We start from the raw sequence: 16571 nt of genomic DNA, 5'->3' as shown, positions 1-16571 counted from the left end.
TCAGCCCTGCCCGTTGACGAAGGCCATGTCGACGGGCGTCAGCGGCGTCTGGCGCAGGCTGCGCATCACGGGGAAGTTCTCGTTCTCCTCCGCCGTGCGCACGAGCTCGATGGTCACGTCGTAGCGGTCGCGGAAGGAATCGACGATGGCGTCGACGAGGATCTCCGGCGCCGAGGCTCCGGCCGACATCGCCACCACCCCGCCGGGCTTCACGCAGTCCCAGGGCAGGTCCTGCGACCCCTCCACCAGCGCACCCTGCATCGCGCCGGAGCGCTCGGCGACCTCGACGAGGCGGAGCGAGTTCGACGAGTTCGGCGCGCCGACGATCAGGAACAGGTCGGCGCCGGGAGCTGCCGCCTTCACTGCGTCCTGGCGGTTGGTCGTGGCGTAGCAGATCGATTCCGACGAGGGCGCCTGCATCTGCGGGAAACGCGCCTGCAACACCGCGATGATCCCCGCGGTGTCGCCGACCGAGAGGGTGGTCTGGGTCACGAAGCCCAGCGCCTCCGGATCGGCCGGCACATATTCGGCTGCGTCGGCCTCGGTCTCGATCAGCGTGACGCTGCCCTCGGGCAACTGGCCCATCGTGCCGATGACCTCCGGATGGCCGCGATGGCCGATCAGCAGCACATGGCGACCGAGCCGCGTGTGGCGCATGGCCTGCTTGTGGACCTTGGAGACCAGCGGACAGGTGGCGTCGAGATAGAGCAGGTCGCGGGCTTCGGCGGCGGCCGGCACCGATTTCGGCACGCCATGGGCGGAGAACACCACCGGCTGGCCGTCATCGGGGACCGAATCCAGCTCCTCGACGAAGACCGCGCCCTTGCTGCGCAGCCCTTCCACGACATAGCGGTTGTGGACAATCTCATGCCGCACATAGACCGGCGCGCCGTATTTCTTCAGCGCCAGCACGACGATCTGGATGGCCCGGTCGACGCCGGCGCAGAAGCCGCGCGGCTCACACATGCGGATCGTCAGCTTCGGTTTGGTGGCTGTTGCGGACAAGAAGAGCTCCGGGCTGTTCGGCAGGGCGAATGTCGCGCCGAATGAAGGGATGCGACGCATGGGTGTCAAGCCTCGCGGCGCTTGTGGCGCAGCATTGCGGCACGCAGACGATGGCCCGCGAAGGACGGCGCCGGCACATCGCCGCCGGCGGCGCGCCTCAGCTGGCTTCGCGTCTCGCGGCGCGGCGGTCGCCGACGATCAGCATCCCGGTCATGACGATCAGCACCAGCGCCAGCCCGTACCAGGTGATGGCGTATTGCAGATGATTGTTGGGGATGTCGATGACGGTCGTGCCGCCGATGGGCCCACCGTCCGGCGTCTCGGCCCGCCCGGCATCGACGAAGAACGGCAGCACCGTGACGCCGGCATCCAGCGCCAGCCCCCCGGCCATGGCGTCGATGTCGCGCCAGAAGAAGGTGGCGTTGCCCGGCTCGTTGTCCGGCACGAAATAGCCCGGCGTCTCGCGCGGTGCGTCGCGGGCAAGCCCCGTGACGGACACCACGCCCTCGCTTTGCCCCTCGGCGCGGCTGGCCGGATCACGCATCTCGTAGGGCACGTAGCCGCGATTGACGAAGACGACGGCGTCGGCATCGGTGAGCAACGGCGTAAAGACGTTCCAGCCGGGTTTGCCCTCGAAGGTGGTCAGCATGAAGCGCTCGCCGGCATGCAAGAACCGCCCGGTGACGGTCACCGGCGTGTAGTCCACGTCGCCGGTGTCGGCGAAGCGGGCGCGCAGGGCGGCCAGATCAATCGGCTCGGCATGGATGCGGGCGTCGATGCGCTCCAGCATCGCCTGCTTCCACTGCATCCGCTCGACCTGCCACGAGCCCAGCCCGAGGAGGATCACGATCCCAACGAGGCAGGCGAGAAGCGCGAACCAGAACTTGCCGCGCGACATGCGGCGGGGAACGTATCCGGCGCCGCCTGCGCCGATGGACGAAGCGGAATCAGACGTCATCGCGAAGCCGCCCTTCCGAGGCGTTGTGGCGATACTGCATGGCGATCATCAGTCCCTTCAGCGCGCGCAGAAGCGGCAGGGCCAGCCCGAGGATCAGCGGCAGCCACAGGAGGAAATGCACCCAGAGCGGCGGATCGTAGGCGACCTCCACCCACAGGGCCATGCCGACGACGATGAAGCCGACGATCAGGATCACGAAGACCGCGGGGCCGTCGCCTGAATCGATGAAGCCGTAGTCGAGGTCGCAGTTCGCGCAGCGCGGCGCCACCGTCAGGAAGCCGGCGAACAGCTTGCCCTCGCCGCAACGCGGGCAGCGACCGAGGACACCGGCCTTCACCGGGTCGGCTGCTCTCTGAGGGCGTCCGCCTGTGTCGCTCAAATGCTCACTCCGTCATGGCTGGCCCGGACCCATTGTGCAGCCCGCGGCGCGCATGGTCCTGAAACGAAGAAGGCGGCACATCGCTGCGCCGCCTTCGCAATTTCCGTTTGTCCGCCGCCTATTCGACGTGGATCGCGGCGCCCCAGCTGCCCCAGATATAGATGCAGAAGAAGAGGAACAGCCAGACGACGTCGACGAAGTGCCAGTACCAGGCCGCCGCCTCGAAGCCGAAATGCTTCTGCGGGGTGAACTGGCCCTTCATGGCGCGCAGCAGGCAGACCGCCAGGAAGATCGTGCCGACCAGGACGTGGAAGCCGTGGAAGCCGGTCGCCATGTAGAAGGTCGAGCCGTAGATCGAGCCGCCGAAGGCGAAGGGCGCGTGGGCGTATTCGTAATACTGGACGTAGGAGAAGATCACGCCGAGCACGACGGTGAGCGTGAGGCCCCAGATCAGGCCCTTGCGGTCGTTGTGCAGCAGCGCATGGTGCGCCCAGGTAACGGTCGTGCCGGACAGGAGCAGCGTGACCGTGTTGAACAGCGGCAGATGCAGCGGGTCGAGAACCTCGATGCCCTGCGGGGGCCACTGACCGCCCAGCACCTCGGTGCGGGCAGCCTGGATCGCCTCGTTCGGGAACAGGCTGGCGTCGAAGAAGGCCCAGAACCATGCCACGAAGAACATCACCTCCGAGGCGATGAACATGATCATGCCGTAGCGCAGATGCAGCGAGACGACGCGGGTATGCGCGCCCTCCTGGCCTTCCTTGATGGTGTCAGACCACCACGCATACATGACGTAGAGAACCAGCGCGAGGCCGAGATAGAAGATCCACGGGCCCGCGAGATCGACGCCGAACATGACGAACTGGCCGCCCGCCGCATAGCGCATGAAGCCGACGAGACCGATCATCATGATGAAGGCCCCGGCCGAGGCTAGGAACGGCCACGGGCTCGGATCGATGATGTGATAGTCATGCTTGGCGTGCGTGTCGGCCATCGCGGGTCCCCGGTCTCTTCTGAATGCCCTGCGGTCTGCTTAGCGAAACTCGCTCGGCAACTCCAGCATCTGATTGGTGTTTTCGACAGTCACCGCGATCGCTCGCGGCTCTCTAGAGTTGATCGGTCGTCGGTGTTCTCGTCGTCTCGCCCTTGCTGGCGGCCACCGGGGCCTCCGCTTCGTCGAGCGGGAAGAAGGTGTAGGATAGGGTGATCCCCGGCGCGTCCTTGAGCTCCTCGGCCTCCAGCATGTCGGCATCGACATAGAAGACGATCGGCATGTCGATCTCCTCGCCCGGCTGCAGGGTCTGGTTGTCGAAGCAGAAGCAGGCGATCTTGTTGAAGTAGACGCCGGCGGCCACCGGGGTAACGTTGAAGGTCGCCTGGGCCCGCACCGGCTTGTCCGACAGGTTCTTGACGTGGAAGCTGGTCTCGCGGGTCTCGCCCAGCTTGACGGTGACCTCGCGGTCGTTCGGGCCGAACTTCCACGGCAGCCCCGGCGCGACATTGCCGTCGAAGCGCACCAGCACCGTCCGGTCGATCACCTGGCTCGGTGCGGTCTCGGCGCGCTGGGTGGTGCCGCCATAGCCGGTGACCTGGCAGAACAAATAGTAGAGCGGCACCGAGGCGTAGGCGGCGCCGACCATGCCCACAGCGAAGGCCGCGCAGGCAACGGCGATGACGAGGCCGCGGCGCCGTGCCGGCTGCGCGGATGCGTTGGGCTGGGTGTCGGTCATGTCGACAGCTTCGCGAGAGTGACGAAATAGAAGATCACCACCAGCGCGATCAGAACGAGGCCGATGGCGATGGAGCGATTGCGCCGGGCACGCTGCTGCGCCTCGGTCAGGCGGATGCGATCATCGTCCATCTCAGTACCACCCCGCCGGCAGCAGCGACCGTGCGACGGCTTCGCCGAGCAGGATCACGAAGAGCGCGAAGAGATAGACGATCGAGAAGGCGAACAGCTTCTTGGCCGGCAGCATCTTCTCGTCGCCGTCCGGCATCCGGAACGTCGCATAGGCGTGGCGCAGGAAGTTCGCGCCCAGCAGCACCGAGGCGACACCGTAGACCGGCCCGGCAAAGCCGAGCAGCCAGGGGGCGACCCCGACCGGCACGAGAACCAGCGAATAGAGGAAGATCTGGAGGCGCGTCGCCCGCTCGCCGGCGACGTTCGGAAGCATCGGCACGCCGACGCTGCCGTAATCCTTCAGCTTGAACATGGCCAGCGCCCAGAAATGCGGCGGCGTCCAGAGGAAGATGATCAGGAACAGGACGATGCTCTCGATCGCCACGCCGCCGGTCACGGCGGCCCAGCCGACCATCGGCGGAAACGCCCCGGCCGCACCGCCGATGACGATGTTCTGCGGCGTCGAGCGCTTCAGACCCATCGTGTAGATCACGGCATAGAAGAAGATGGTGAAGGCGAGCAGTCCGGCGGCGAACCAGTTGGATGCCAGTCCCAGCATGGAGACGGCCAGCAGTGACAGGATCAGGCCGAAGGCGAGCGCCGCCTCGCGGTCGATGCGGCCCGCCGGGATCGGCCGGTTGGCGGTGCGCGTCATCACCGCGTCGATGTCGGAATCGTACCACATGTTCAGCGCGCCCGAGGCGCCCGCCCCGATGGCGATCGACAGGATCGAGATCACCGCCAGCGTCGGGTGGATGGCGCCGGGCGCCAGCGCCATGCCGGTGATCGCGGTCAGCACCACGAGCGACATCACCCGCGGCTTCAAGAGGGCGATGTAGTCGCGCGGCTCCGCCAGGCTGATCGCCGGCATCGCGTTGGTGTGATTTGCGTCGAGAAGCGTCAAGTCGAACCTCGAACCCGTTCGGCGCGATCCTGACCCCGCCTGGGGCCGGTCGTCGTGCGAACCGTTGCGTCGTTCTGCCATCGGCCTTGTTCCACATCCGTCGGGATGCTGCGCCGTGGCTTGCAGTCGCGGCTCCCGGACTGCGGAGCCGTCAGACGATCAGGCATCCCGGATACGGGGATCCGGGATGCCGATTGATGTGCGGGAGACCGCCTGCGATGGGTCTCAGCGGACCCGCGGCAGCTCTTCCCACTGATGGTACGGCGGCGGCGAAGGCAGCTGCCATTCCAGCGTCGTCGCACCCTCGCCCCACGGGCTCGGACCGGCGATGCGCTTCTTGGAGAAGGCCTCGAAGACACCGTACAGGAACACCAGCACAGCGAAGCCCGAGAGATAGGAGCCCATCGAGGACACGTAGTTCCAGCCGGCGTACGCTTCCGGATAGTCGACATAGCGGCGGGGCATGCCGGCTGCACCCAGGAAATGCTGCGGGAAGAACACGATGTTCACGCCCACGAAGGTCAGCCAGAAGTGCAGCTTGCCGATCGTCTCGTTGTACATGTAGCCGGACATCTTCGGGAACCAGTAGTACCAGGCCGCGAAGATCGCGAACACCGCTCCCAGCGACAGCACGTAGTGGAAGTGGGCGACGACGTAATAGGTGTCGTGCAGCACACGGTCCATGCCGGCATTGGCCAGCTTCACACCCGTCACACCGCCGACGGTGAACAGGAAGATGAAGCCGATCGCCCAGAGCATCGGCGTCTTGAAGCTCAGCGAGCCGCCCCACATCGTCGCGATCCAGGAGAAGATCTTGATGCCGGTGGGAACCGCGATGACCATCGTCGCGAAGACGAAGTAGCGCTGCGTGTTGAGCGAGATGCCGGTGGTGTACATGTGGTGCGCCCACACGACGAAGCCGACGACACCGATCGCGACCATGGCGTAGGCCATGCCGAGATAGCCGAAGACCGGCTTCTTGGAGAAGGTCGAGATGATGTGGCTGATGATGCCGAAGCCCGGCAGGATCAGGATGTACACTTCCGGGTGGCCGAAGAACCAGAACAGGTGCTGGTACAGGATCGGGTCACCACCGCCGGCCGGCGAGAAGAACGTCGTGCCGAAATTGCGGTCGGTCAGAAGCATGGTGATCGCGCCGGCCAGAACCGGGAGCGAGAGCAGCAGCAGGAACGCCGTCACCAGCACGGACCAGGCGAACAGCGGCATCTTGTGCAGCGTCATGCCGGGAGCGCGCATGTTCAGGATCGTGGTGATGAAGTTGATCGCACCGAGGATCGACGAGGCGCCCGCCACGTGCAGCGAGAAGATCGCCAGATCGACGGCCGGCCCGGGGTGACCCGAGGTCGACAGCGGCGGATACATCGTCCAGCCCGTGCCGGCGCCGTTCGAACCCGGCGCACCCTCGACGAACATCGACAGGATCAGCAGCGGGAAGGAGAAGGCGAGCAGCCAGAAGGAGATGTTGTTCAGCCGCGGGAACGCCATGTCCGGCGCGCCGATCATGATCGGCACCATCCAGTTGGCGAAACCGCCGATCAGCGCCGGCATGACCATGAAGAAGATCATGATCAGGCCGTGGCCCGTCGTGAACACGTTGTAGAGCTGCGGGTCGCCGAAGATCTGCAGACCCGGCTCCTGAAGCTCCATGCGCATGGCGATCGACAGCGCGCCGCCGATGATGCCCGCGCAGATCGAGAAGATCAGGTAGAGCGTCCCGATGTCCTTGTGGTTGGTCGAATAGACCCAACGCCGCCAGCCGGACGGCATGTGCGCGTCGTGGGCATCGTGAGTGGCACCATATGCCATATCGAGCTCCCTCAAACCCTGTTCGTGTTAGCGGCCGGCCACGGCGACGGAGTCGCCGGACTGGATCCGCGCCGTCAGCTGTGCATTGGCGTCCTCGAGGCTGCCCGACGCGGCGGAGTACCACGCGGCGAACTGCTCCTTGGACACGACGCGCACGGCGATCGGCATGTTGTAGTGAGCCTGGCCGCAGAGCTCGGAGCACTGGCCGTAGAAGATGCCCTCGCGCTGCGCCTCGAACCAGTATTCGTTGAGGCGGCCCGGCACGGCATCGACCTTCACGCCCAGCGACGGCAGGGCGAAGGAATGGATGACGTCGCCCGAGGTCGAGATCAGGCGGATGACGGTATCGACCGGCACGACCATCTCGTTGTCGACGGCGAGCAGGTGCGGATAGACGTTGCGATCGGCCTTGCCGCTCGCGTCACGATCATCCTCGATCAGCGGATAGGATTCGAAGGAGACCGGCTCGGCCTCGGCCTCGGCCGACACTTCGGACGGCTGGTATTCGTAACCCCAGTACCACTGGTAGCCGGTCGCCTTGACGGTGAGCTCCGGCTCGCTCGGCGGATTGTACTGCGCCGTCAGAAGCTGGAAGGACGGCACCGCCAGGAAGAGAAGAACGATCACCGGGGCGAGCGTCCAGACCACCTCGATCATGGTGTTGTGGCTGGTGCGCGAGGGGACCGGGTTGCGCGAAGCGCGATAGCGGAACACCACCCAGGCCAGAAGCACGGCGACCAGGATGGTGATCGGAATGATGAAGGCGAGCGTGTAGTCGCTGAACCAGTGGATCTGCGCCTCGATGGGGGACAGCGCTTCCTGCAGGCCCATCTGCCAGGGGTGCGGCTGACCCGGAAGCAGGTCACTCTCCTGTGCGACAGCCGAACCGGCGGTCCCCATGGATGCCATCGCGGCAAAGATCGATCGTTTCACTCGCATTGTCTCCCTGCGCGCTCGTGCGTCAGTGGTGGGAACCGGCGTTTCGGGGACGAATAGCGCCTGCCGCCATCCGGCGCCAGCACCGGCATCCCGCGAAATCGGAAGAATCTTCGGCTCGCCGCTTAAAACCACGAAACCCGGCGCGCCGCAACATCTTAGAACCATCGCAAGCTTGCGGCATTTTTGCGCCGGGACCGGCATTCCGGCGCCTCCACGGCATCGCCCCGCGGACGATTCGCATTGCCGCGACCGGGCCCGTTTGCCGCCGCTCCGGCCCGTTCTGTTCGACGGACGCTGTCCGGTAACCATTTGTTTGCTATAACGCCGGCACATTCCAATCCAGTCTCGAACCGGATGACCCGATGATCAGAACCCTTCAGACGGCGGCTGCGGCCCTCGCCCTTTGCGCCGCCAGCCTTCACCCGGCCTTCGCCCAGTCCGGCGCGACCGGCACCGTCAAGTCCCAGCACGGCGCCTGGGCCATCGTCTGCGACCAGCCAGCGGGCGCCTCGGGCGACCAGTGCGCGCTCCTGCAGAACGTCGTCGCCGAGGACCGTCCGGAAATCGGCCTGTCGATCGTCGCCCTGAAGACGGCCGACCAGCAGGCCCGGATCCTGCGCGTCCTGGCGCCGCTGGGCATTCTCCTGCCGAACGGTCTCGGCCTCTATGTCGACGGCAAGGATATCGGCCGCGCGCAGTTCGTGCGCTGCTTCGACGACGGCTGCTATGCCGAGGTGATCCTCGCCGACGAACTCCTGAAGACGCTGTCGGGCGGCGCCACCGCCACCTTCATCGTCTTCCAGACCCCCGAACAGGGCATCGGCATCCCGGTCGATCTCAACGGTTTTGCGGACGGCTTCGCCGCCCTCCCCTGACACCCTGCGGAGACGGTTTGCGCCCCGGCGCGGGACCGTCGACGATCGCATCGCGCGGCGCCCCTGTTGGCAGGCGGCGCCGCGACGCTTATCTGCGGGGCCTGTTGCCAGAGGAGTCCTGCCATGTCCGCGTCGCTGATCGAGCGCTTCGACATCTCACGCGCCGAGATCGACGCGATTCTCGGGGAAACCCTGTCCGGCGCCGATGATGGCGAGCTGTTCCTCGAATACCGCGAATCGGAATCGCTGGTCTTCGACAATGGCCGCCTGAAGGCCGGCAATTTCTCCACCGACCAGGGCTTCGGCCTGAGAGCGGTGTCCGGCGAGGCCGTCGGCTATGCCCATGCCGGCGACTTTTCCGATGCCGCGCTGAAGCGCGCCGCGCAGGCGGTCTCCGCCGTGAAGACCGGGCGCCAGGGCAGCTACGCCGAAGCGCCGGCCGGCACCAACCACAAGGTCTATGGCGACGAGAACCCGATCCCCTCGCCCGGCTTCGAGGCGAAGGTCAGGCTGCTCCAGGACATCGACGCCTATCTGCGCGGCCAGGGCGATGACGTGCGCCAGGTCTCCGTCACGCTCGGCTCGCAATGGCAGAATGTCGAGATCCTGCGCGCCGACGGCCGGCTGGTGAAGGACGTGCGCCCGCTCGTGCGCATCAATGTCTCCGTCGTCTGTGGCGAAGGCGACCGCCAGGAATCCGGCTCCTTCGGCGCCGGCGGGCGGACGGGCTTTTCGGAATTCTTCGTCACCGAGAACTGGCAGGCCATCGCCGACAAGGCGATCGCCCAGGCCCGCGTCAATCTGCGGGCCGTCGCGGCCCCTGCCGGCACCTTCGACATCGTGCTGGCCTCGGGCTGGCCGGGCGTCATGCTGCACGAGGCGGTCGGCCACGGGCTGGAAGGCGACTTCAACCGCAAGAAGACCTCGGCCTTCTCCGGCCTGATGGGCCAGCAGGTCGCCGCAAAGGGCATCACCGTCGTCGACGACGGGACGGTGGCCGAGCGCCGCGGCTCTCTGACCATCGACGACGAGGGCACGCCCTCCAACCGCACGGTGCTGATCGAGGACGGCAAGCTCGTCGGCTACATGCAGGACCGTCAGAACGGCCGGCTGATGGGTATGGCCTCCACCGGCAATGGCCGGCGCCAGTCCTATGCCCATGTGCCGATGCCGCGCATGACCAACACGATGATGCTCGACGGCCCGCACACGCCGGAGGAGATCCTCGCCTCGGTGAAGGACGGCATCTATGCCGTGTCCTTCGGCGGCGGGCAGGTCGACATCACCTCGGGCAAGTTCGTCTTCGGCTGCACCGAGGCCTACCGCATCCGCGACGGCAAGGTGGCCGAGCCTGTGAAGGGCGCCATGCTGATCGGCAACGGCCCGGAGGCGATGCACCGGGTCTCGATGGTCGGCAACGACGTGGCGCTGGATACCGGCATCGGCATGTGCGGCAAGAACGGCCAGGGCGTGCCGGTCGGCGTCGGCCAGCCGCATCTGCGCATGGACCGCATGACGGTGGGCGGCACCGAGACCTGAGCCGCCGCCGTCCCGCAGCCCCTCCCGATCGCGCCCCGACAGCCGGACGAGTGCCATGCAGTTCCAGTCGATCCTCATCCTGACAGGCGCCGGTATCTCGGCCGAATCCGGCGTCGACACGTTTCGCGACGTCGGCGGAATCTGGTCGAAGGTCCGGCTGGAGGACGTGGCGACGCCGGAGGGCTTTGCCCGCGACCCGGCCATGGTCCATGATTTCTACAACCAGCGACGGGCCGGGCTCGCGGGCGTGAAGCCCAACCCGGCCCATCTCGCTCTGGCGCGGCTCGAGCGGGAATTTTCCGGCAGCGTCACGGTGGTCACTCAGAACATCGACGATCTGCACGAGCGGGCCGGCTCGCGTGGCGTGATCCACATGCATGGCGAACTGGCGAAAGCGCTCTGCGCCCGCTGCGGCACACGCGGCCCGTCGCCCGACCAGCTGTCGACGGAACTGGCCTGCCGCCAATGCGGCAGCCTGGCGGGCATGCGGCCGGACGTCGTCTGGTTCGGCGAGATGCCGTACCACATGGACATGATCTACGACCGGCTGGCCGCAGCCGACCTGTTCGTGTCGATCGGCACCAGCGGCGCGGTCTATCCCGCCGCCGGCTTCGTCGAGGACGCGCGGGCCAATGGCAGCCGCACGCTGGAGCTCAATCTCGAGCCGTCGGCCGGCACCACGCTGTTTTCCGAAGCGCGGCACGGGCCGGCCAGCCGCCTCGTGCCCGACTTCGTCGACGAGATGCTGGCGCGGCGCTGAGCCGCAGGCCGTTTGCCTTTACGGGTAGAGCCGCTCCACGTTCCAGCCGGCGCCCGGCTCGCCGCGCGGCGTGAAGATGGCGCGGTCGTGCAGGCGGAACTGGCCGTCATGCCAGAACTCGATCTGGGTCGGCATCAGCCGGAAGCCCGACCAGTGAGGCGGGCGCGGCACCGGGCCGTCGCCATATTCGGCGCCGAGCGCGGCGACCTTCTCCTCCAGGACTACCCGGCTTGCCAGCGGGCGCGACTGGTGGGATGCCCAGGCGCCGATGCGGCTGCCCTGGGGGCGCGAGGCGAAATAGGCGTCGGCCTCGGCGTCCGAGACGATCTCGACCGGACCGCGCACGCGCACCTGCCGGCGCAGCGACTTCCAGTGGAAGCACATGGCCGCCTTGCGGCTGGCCAGAAGCTGGGCCCCTTTGGCGCTCTCGAAATTCGTGTAGAAGACGAAACCGCGCGCATCGAACTCCTTCAACAGGACCATGCGCACATCCGGCAGGCCGGCCGCGTCCACCGTCGCCAGCGCCACTGCGCCGGGATCGTTGGGCTCGCTCGCCTCGGCATCTTCCAGCCAGGCCGAAAACAGCGCGATCGGATCGTCGCCGACGGGTCTTTCACCAAGAGTTAAGGCTTCGCTAGCCATTATCGTCATGATCCTTTGCATATGACATCGTCGCAACGATTCGCGGCGCGGCGCCGTAACAGATAAGAGATCGATGGCATCGTTCCAAATCCTCCTGGCCGGCCTGCTCGCGCTCGCGCTCGCGCTCGGCGGATGCGTGGTCGCCGGCCCGAATGCGGGCGACATGATCGACGACACGCTGATCACCGGCTCGATCGCACCGCCCCCTGCCCCGGCGGCCTCGAGCGACAATTCGGCGATCCCCGATCTCGAGCGCCTCTCCGACCGCCGCACGGTCCGCAACGCGGTGTCGGCCGCCGACATCGAGGCGGCGGCCAAGAGCTATCCCTGGGCCAATCCGCAGACCGGGACCAACGGCGTGATCAGCGCCCTGCAGGAAGTGCGCAACGGATCGCGCATCTGCCGGACCTTCCAGACCTCGCGCCAGCGCTTCGACGGCGTCGCGCTCTACAATGGCGAGGCCTGCACCACCGGTGCCGGCGAATGGGCCCTGGTGCGCTTCGACGAGAACGGCTGAGGTGATCCTGGCGCCGATCGGGGCCCTGGACCCTTAAATTCCATGGCGGCATCCACCATATAGGCGCAGGGCGCGGACCCTCCGCGTCACATTCGCCCAGCCATCATTCGTGAAGGACCCATTGCGTCATGCGCGACCCTTACGCCGTCCTCGGCGTTGCCAAGACAGCGAGCGAAAAGGAGATCAAATCCGCCTTTCGCAAGCTCGCCAAGCAGTATCACCCGGATGCCAATGCCAGCGATCCGAAGGCTGCTGCGCGTTTCAACGAGGCCAACCAGGCCTATGAAATTCTCGGTGACAAGGACAAGCGCGCGCAGTTCGACCGGGGCGAGATCGACGCCGAGGGCAAGGCGAAGTTCCAGGGCTTCGGCGGTGGCGGCAGCCCGTTCGGCGCCGGCGGCTTCGGCGGCGGCCGCGGCCAGCGGCCCGGCGGTTTCGATTTCCGCTCGACGGGCGGCCCGGAGGATATGGGCGCCGAGGGGCTGTTCTCGGACTTCTTCGAGCAGGCCTTCGCCGGCGCGGCCGGTGGCCGTCGCTCGGCCGGACCCGGCTTTGCCGGCGCCCGCAATGCCAGTACGAAGGGCGAGGACATCAACGCCAATCTGAAGGTGAAGCTGGCCGACGTCGTGTCCGGCGCCAAGGTCGAGGCGATCTTTCCGACCGGCAAGCGGCTGGCGATCCGGCTGCCGGAAGGCGTCGAGGACGGCCAGACGATCCGCCTCAAGGGCCAGGGCCAGCCGGCCCCGGTGCCCGGCGGCAAGCCCGGCGACGCGCTGGTCACCGTGCAGTTCGCGCCCCATCCGCGCTTTCGCATCGACGGCCGCGATCTGATCCACGATCTGCCGGTGCCGCTGAAGACCGCGGTGCTCGGCGGCAAGGTCGAGGTCGAGACCCTCGACGGCCGTATTGCGCTGACCATTCCGGCCTGGACGAATTCCGGCAAGACTTTTCGCCTGCGCGGCAAGGGCCTGACGACGAAGGTCGGCGGACGCGGCGACCTGATGGCGTCGGTGCGCATCATGCTGCCCGAGGGCGACGCCGATCTCGCCGCGCTGTTCCAGAAACAGGCCGAGCGCGAAGACGCCATCGGCTGATCGGCCACGGTCGCCCGGCAAACGACGCCCCTGCCGGAGAGGGCGGCGCAAGCGTGCTTGAAGGCCCGGCGGGGCTATGCCATACCCGCCGCCGCCAAAGCATTGTTTGCACGCTGTCTTGAGGGAGTCGCGCCATGGCCGAATCGAAGGGTCTGATGACCGGCAAGCGTGGCCTCGTGATGGGCGTCGCGAACAACCGCTCGATTGCCTGGGGCATCGCCAAGGCGGCCCGCGAGGCCGGTGCGGAACTCGCCTTCACCTATCAGGGCGACGCGTTGCGCAAGCGGGTCGAACCGCTGGCCAAGGAGCTCGACGCGCTGGTCGTCGGCCATTGCGACGTCAGCGACGCCGCCTCCATCGATGCCTGCTTCAAGACCATCGAGGACGAATGGGGCAAGCTCGACTTCCTCGTCCACGCCATCGGCTTTTCCGACAAGGACGAGCTGACCGGTCGCTATGTCGACACGAGCGAGGCGAACTTTTCCAAGACCATGCTGATCTCGGTCTATTCCTTCACGGCGGTCGCCCAGCGCGCCGAGAAGCTGATGACCGATGGCGGCTCGATGCTGACCATGTCGTATTACGGCGCCGAGAAGGTGATGCCGAACTACAATGTCATGGGCGTCGCCAAGGCCGCGCTCGAGGCGAGCGTCCAGTATCTGGCGGTCGATCTCGGCCCGAAGAACATCCGCGTCAACGCCATCTCCGCCGGCCCGATCAAGACGCTGGCCGCCTCCGGCATCGGCGATTTCCGCTACATCCTCAAATGGAACGAGTACAACGCGCCGCTGCGCCGTACCGTGACCATCGACGAGGTGGGCGATGTCGGCCTCTACTTCCTGTCGGATCTGTCGCGCTCGGTGACCGGTGAAATCCACCATGCCGATTCGGGCTACCACGTGGTCGGCATGAAGGCCGTCGACGCGCCCGACATCTCGGTGGTCAAGGACCTGCCGTAAGCCGGTCCCTCTCTCCGACGCCATGGCGGATGCTGCGATGATTTCGACCGAACTCTATCTCTGCCGCCACGGCCAGACCGACTGGAACGCCGAAGGCCGGCTGCAGGGTCAGGAAGACATTCCGCTCAACGCCCTCGGCCGCGAGCAGGCCCGGCGCAACGGCCTGTGCCTGCGCAACATCCTCGGCGCCGGCGCCTCCGGCTTCAGCTTCCTGTCGAGCCCGCTCGGCCGTGCCGTCGAGACGATGCGGATTATCCGCACCGAACTGGACCTTCCCCCGGACGATTTCGAGACAGATCCGCGCCTGGTGGAGCTGCATTTCGGCGACTGGCAGGGCTCTACCCTCGCCGAGGTCCGCAAGAGCGATCCGGACGGGCCGAAGCGGCGCAAAGCCGACAAGTGGAACTTCGTGCCGCCGGGCGAGAAGGCCGAATCCTATGCGCTTCTGGCCGAACGGGTGCGCCCCGTCTTCGAAAGCCTGTCGCGGCCGACCATCGTGACCGCCCATGGCGGCGTGTCGCGCTGCATCCTGCGCATGTATGGCGGCTTCGACGACCGGGCCGCCGCCCGCGGCGACATCGCGCAGGACCGCATCCTGCACTGGCTCGACGGCGGGCTGACCTGGGTCTGAGCGCTGCTCAGCCGGCCTCGACGATGCGCAGGGTCTCGGTCTCGCCAAAGATCAGCACCACGTCCATGCCGGGCTCGACGACGTCGTAGTCGAAATTCTCCGGCAGGCGGTAGGTGACGCCGTCGCTGAGCCGCAACTGGGCGTGCTCGCGGTCGATCGCCTCGATGGTGCCGTCGACTTCTTCCGCCATGGCCGGGATCGTCATCGCCACGGTGAGAAAGGACGTCGCGAAGAATGCGAGAATCTGCCTGGTCACTGTATGGTCCTTCCACCTCCGCCGCGACCGCCATCATGGCACGCGGCGTTCTCGCTGCCCCTCTCCGGGGCGTCTGTCAGCTGCGATGTTTGGCCCCGATTGTGTCAATTCTCGTGCGCGAAAATTACAATTCGTTTCGATCCGTTGCATTTGACGGATTTGGTTAAGCTAACGTAAGCGAGGCTTCCTCCAGGCCTCTTCTCCTTTCGGCGGAATTCCATGTCCCACAACAGCTTCGGTCATCTCTTTCGCGTCACCACCTGGGGCGAGAGCCACGGGATCGCGATCGGCTGCGTGGTCGACGGGACGCCCCCGGGAACCCGGTTCTCGGAAGCCGGCATCCAGGCCTATCTCGACAAGCGCCGCCCCGGCCAGTCGCGCTACACCACCCAGCGCCAGGAGCCCGACCAGGTGCGGGTGCTGTCCGGCGTGATGCCGGGTGAGACCGAGGGCGAACTCGTCGCCACCGGCACGCCGATCGCGCTGGAGATCCAGAACACCGACCAGCGTTCGAAGGACTATTCCGACATCGCCCGGCGCTACCGGCCCGGCCATGCCGACATCACCTACGACATGAAATACGGCGTGCGGGACTATCGCGGCGGCGGCCGGTCCTCGGCCCGCGAGACCGCGACCCGCGTGGCGGCCGGCGCCATCGCCCGGCAGATCGTGCCGGGCCTGACGGTCCGCGCGGCCCTCGTCCAGATCGGCACCATCGCCATCGACCGCAGCCGCTGGGACTGGGACGAGGTCGACCGCAACCCGTTCTTCTGCCCCGACGCTGAGACCGCCGAACGCTGGGCGGAGCATCTGGACGCCGTGCGCAAGAGCGGCTCGTCGGTCGGCGCCATCGTCGAGGTGGTCGCCGAGGGCGTGCCCGGCGGCCTCGGCGCGCCGATCTACGCCAAGCTCGACGGCGACATCGCCGCCAATCTGATGTCGATCAACGCCGTGAAGGGCGTCGAGATCGGCGACGGCTTCGCCGCCGCGACCCTGTCGGGCGAGGAGAATGCCGACGAGATCCGCATCGGGCCCGACGGCGCGCCGCAATTCCTGACCAACCATGCCGGCGGCATTCTGGGCGGCATCTCCACCGGCCAGCCGGTCGTGGCCCGCTTCGCCGTCAAGCCGACCTCGTCGATCCTCACCCCGACCCGCTCGGTCGATGCGGACGGCAACGAGGTCGACGTGATGACCAAGGGCCGCCACGATCCCTGCGTCGGCATCCGCGCCGTGCCGATCGGTGAGGCGATGGTCGCCTGCGCGGTGGCCGACCATTATCTGCGCCATCGTGGCCAGACCGGGCGGGGCTGACGCCCCTCCCCGCCTCCGGCACGGGCCGGATCGTCAAACAAATCGTTGAACAGGTCCGCGAGGACGCTAAGG

19 protein-coding genes are annotated in these 16571 nt (G+C 66.9%); 8 read left to right on the top strand and 11 right to left on the bottom strand.

Features of this window, described 5'->3' with window-relative positions; genetic code table 11:
- From ispH to coxB, 9 genes are all read right to left on the bottom strand, one after another.
- Positions 1-966 carry a 4-hydroxy-3-methylbut-2-enyl diphosphate reductase gene (ispH, locus tag H536_RS0108135; protein ID WP_051141556.1) on the bottom strand — a complete coding sequence of 322 codons (966 nt, stop codon included), beginning with the start codon at positions 964-966 and terminating at the stop codon, positions 1-3.
- A gap of 196 nt (positions 967-1162) precedes the next feature.
- Positions 1163-1963 (bottom strand): SURF1 family protein, encoded by an 801-nt coding sequence (locus H536_RS0108130; RefSeq protein ID WP_024349993.1) that lies wholly within the window; start codon positions 1961-1963, stop codon positions 1163-1165.
- Positions 1953-2342: a DUF983 domain-containing protein gene (locus tag H536_RS0108125; protein ID WP_024349992.1), complete on the bottom strand. Its 390-nt coding sequence runs from the start codon at positions 2340-2342 to the stop codon at positions 1953-1955. Before H536_RS0108125 ends, H536_RS0108130 begins: the two co-directional genes overlap by 11 nt.
- A gap of 118 nt (positions 2343-2460) precedes the next feature.
- Positions 2461-3336, bottom strand: coding sequence for a cytochrome c oxidase subunit 3 (locus H536_RS0108120; protein ID WP_024349991.1), 876 nt, complete (start codon positions 3334-3336; stop codon positions 2461-2463).
- Positions 3337-3448: 112 nt separating this feature from the next.
- Positions 3449-4072, bottom strand: a complete 624-nt coding sequence (locus H536_RS0108115; protein WP_024349990.1) for a cytochrome c oxidase assembly protein — start codon at positions 4070-4072, stop codon at positions 3449-3451.
- A complete protein-coding gene (locus tag H536_RS25330; RefSeq protein WP_024349989.1) occupies positions 4069-4203 on the bottom strand; it encodes a hypothetical protein in 135 nt (44 codons plus the stop codon). Before H536_RS25330 ends, H536_RS0108115 begins: the two co-directional genes overlap by 4 nt.
- A gap of 1 nt (position 4204) precedes the next feature.
- A complete protein-coding gene (locus H536_RS0108105; protein ID WP_051141555.1) occupies positions 4205-5113 on the bottom strand; it encodes a heme o synthase in 909 nt (302 codons plus the stop codon).
- A 258-nt stretch (positions 5114-5371) separates the two neighbouring features.
- Positions 5372-6973: a cytochrome c oxidase subunit I gene (gene ctaD, locus H536_RS0108100; protein WP_024349987.1), complete on the bottom strand. Its 1602-nt coding sequence runs from the start codon at positions 6971-6973 to the stop codon at positions 5372-5374.
- A 27-nt stretch (positions 6974-7000) separates the two neighbouring features.
- Positions 7001-7906, bottom strand: coding sequence for a cytochrome c oxidase subunit II (gene coxB, locus H536_RS0108095; RefSeq protein ID WP_024349986.1), 906 nt, complete (start codon positions 7904-7906; stop codon positions 7001-7003).
- A 368-nt stretch (positions 7907-8274) separates the two neighbouring features.
- Between coxB and H536_RS0108090 the strand changes: the two genes are divergently transcribed.
- The 3 genes from H536_RS0108090 to H536_RS0108080 all read left to right on the top strand — a co-directional run bounded on the left by H536_RS0108090 (position 8275) and on the right by H536_RS0108080 (position 11086).
- On the top strand, positions 8275-8787 hold the full coding sequence (locus H536_RS0108090) for an invasion associated locus B family protein (protein ID WP_009210621.1): 513 nt from the start codon (positions 8275-8277) through the stop codon (positions 8785-8787).
- A gap of 123 nt (positions 8788-8910) precedes the next feature.
- The gene (tldD, locus tag H536_RS0108085; protein WP_024349985.1) at positions 8911-10326 is read left to right on the top strand and encodes a metalloprotease TldD; all 1416 of its coding nucleotides are present in this window, start codon (positions 8911-8913) and stop codon (positions 10324-10326) included.
- 55 nt (positions 10327-10381) lie between these two features.
- Positions 10382-11086, top strand: coding sequence for an NAD-dependent deacylase (locus tag H536_RS0108080; protein ID WP_024349984.1), 705 nt, complete (start codon positions 10382-10384; stop codon positions 11084-11086).
- Positions 11087-11104: 18 nt separating this feature from the next.
- On the opposite strand, the gene pdxH is transcribed toward H536_RS0108080, so the two are convergent.
- Positions 11105-11728 carry a pyridoxamine 5'-phosphate oxidase gene (gene pdxH, locus H536_RS0108075; RefSeq protein ID WP_024349983.1) on the bottom strand — a complete coding sequence of 208 codons (624 nt, stop codon included), beginning with the start codon at positions 11726-11728 and terminating at the stop codon, positions 11105-11107.
- A gap of 73 nt (positions 11729-11801) precedes the next feature.
- Between pdxH and H536_RS0108070 the strand changes: the two genes are divergently transcribed.
- The 4 genes from H536_RS0108070 to H536_RS0108055 all read left to right on the top strand — a co-directional run bounded on the left by H536_RS0108070 (position 11802) and on the right by H536_RS0108055 (position 14929).
- On the top strand, positions 11802-12245 hold the full coding sequence (locus H536_RS0108070) for an RT0821/Lpp0805 family surface protein (protein WP_024349982.1): 444 nt from the start codon (positions 11802-11804) through the stop codon (positions 12243-12245).
- Between the two features lie 128 nt (positions 12246-12373).
- Positions 12374-13339, top strand: coding sequence for a DnaJ C-terminal domain-containing protein (locus H536_RS0108065; protein WP_024349981.1), 966 nt, complete (start codon positions 12374-12376; stop codon positions 13337-13339).
- Between the two features lie 134 nt (positions 13340-13473).
- Positions 13474-14298: an enoyl-ACP reductase FabI gene (fabI, locus tag H536_RS0108060; protein WP_009210626.1), complete on the top strand. Its 825-nt coding sequence runs from the start codon at positions 13474-13476 to the stop codon at positions 14296-14298.
- A 37-nt stretch (positions 14299-14335) separates the two neighbouring features.
- A complete protein-coding gene (locus H536_RS0108055) occupies positions 14336-14929 on the top strand; it encodes a histidine phosphatase family protein (RefSeq protein WP_024349980.1) in 594 nt (197 codons plus the stop codon).
- 7 nt (positions 14930-14936) lie between these two features.
- Here H536_RS0108055 and H536_RS0108050 read toward each other — a convergent pair whose 3' ends face one another.
- A complete protein-coding gene (locus H536_RS0108050; protein WP_024349979.1) occupies positions 14937-15185 on the bottom strand; it encodes a DUF1344 domain-containing protein in 249 nt (82 codons plus the stop codon).
- 219 nt (positions 15186-15404) lie between these two features.
- On the opposite strand from H536_RS0108050, the gene aroC reads away from it, so the two are divergent.
- Positions 15405-16499 (top strand): chorismate synthase, encoded by a 1095-nt coding sequence (gene aroC, locus H536_RS0108045; RefSeq protein WP_024349978.1) that lies wholly within the window; start codon positions 15405-15407, stop codon positions 16497-16499.
- Positions 16500-16571 lie beyond the last annotated feature (72 nt).

Source organism: Aurantimonas coralicida DSM 14790, from assembly GCF_000421645.1.
GTDB classification, from domain to species: domain Bacteria; phylum Pseudomonadota; class Alphaproteobacteria; order Rhizobiales; family Rhizobiaceae; genus Aurantimonas; species Aurantimonas coralicida.
This window is presented reverse-complemented; position numbering and strand designations above follow the sequence as displayed.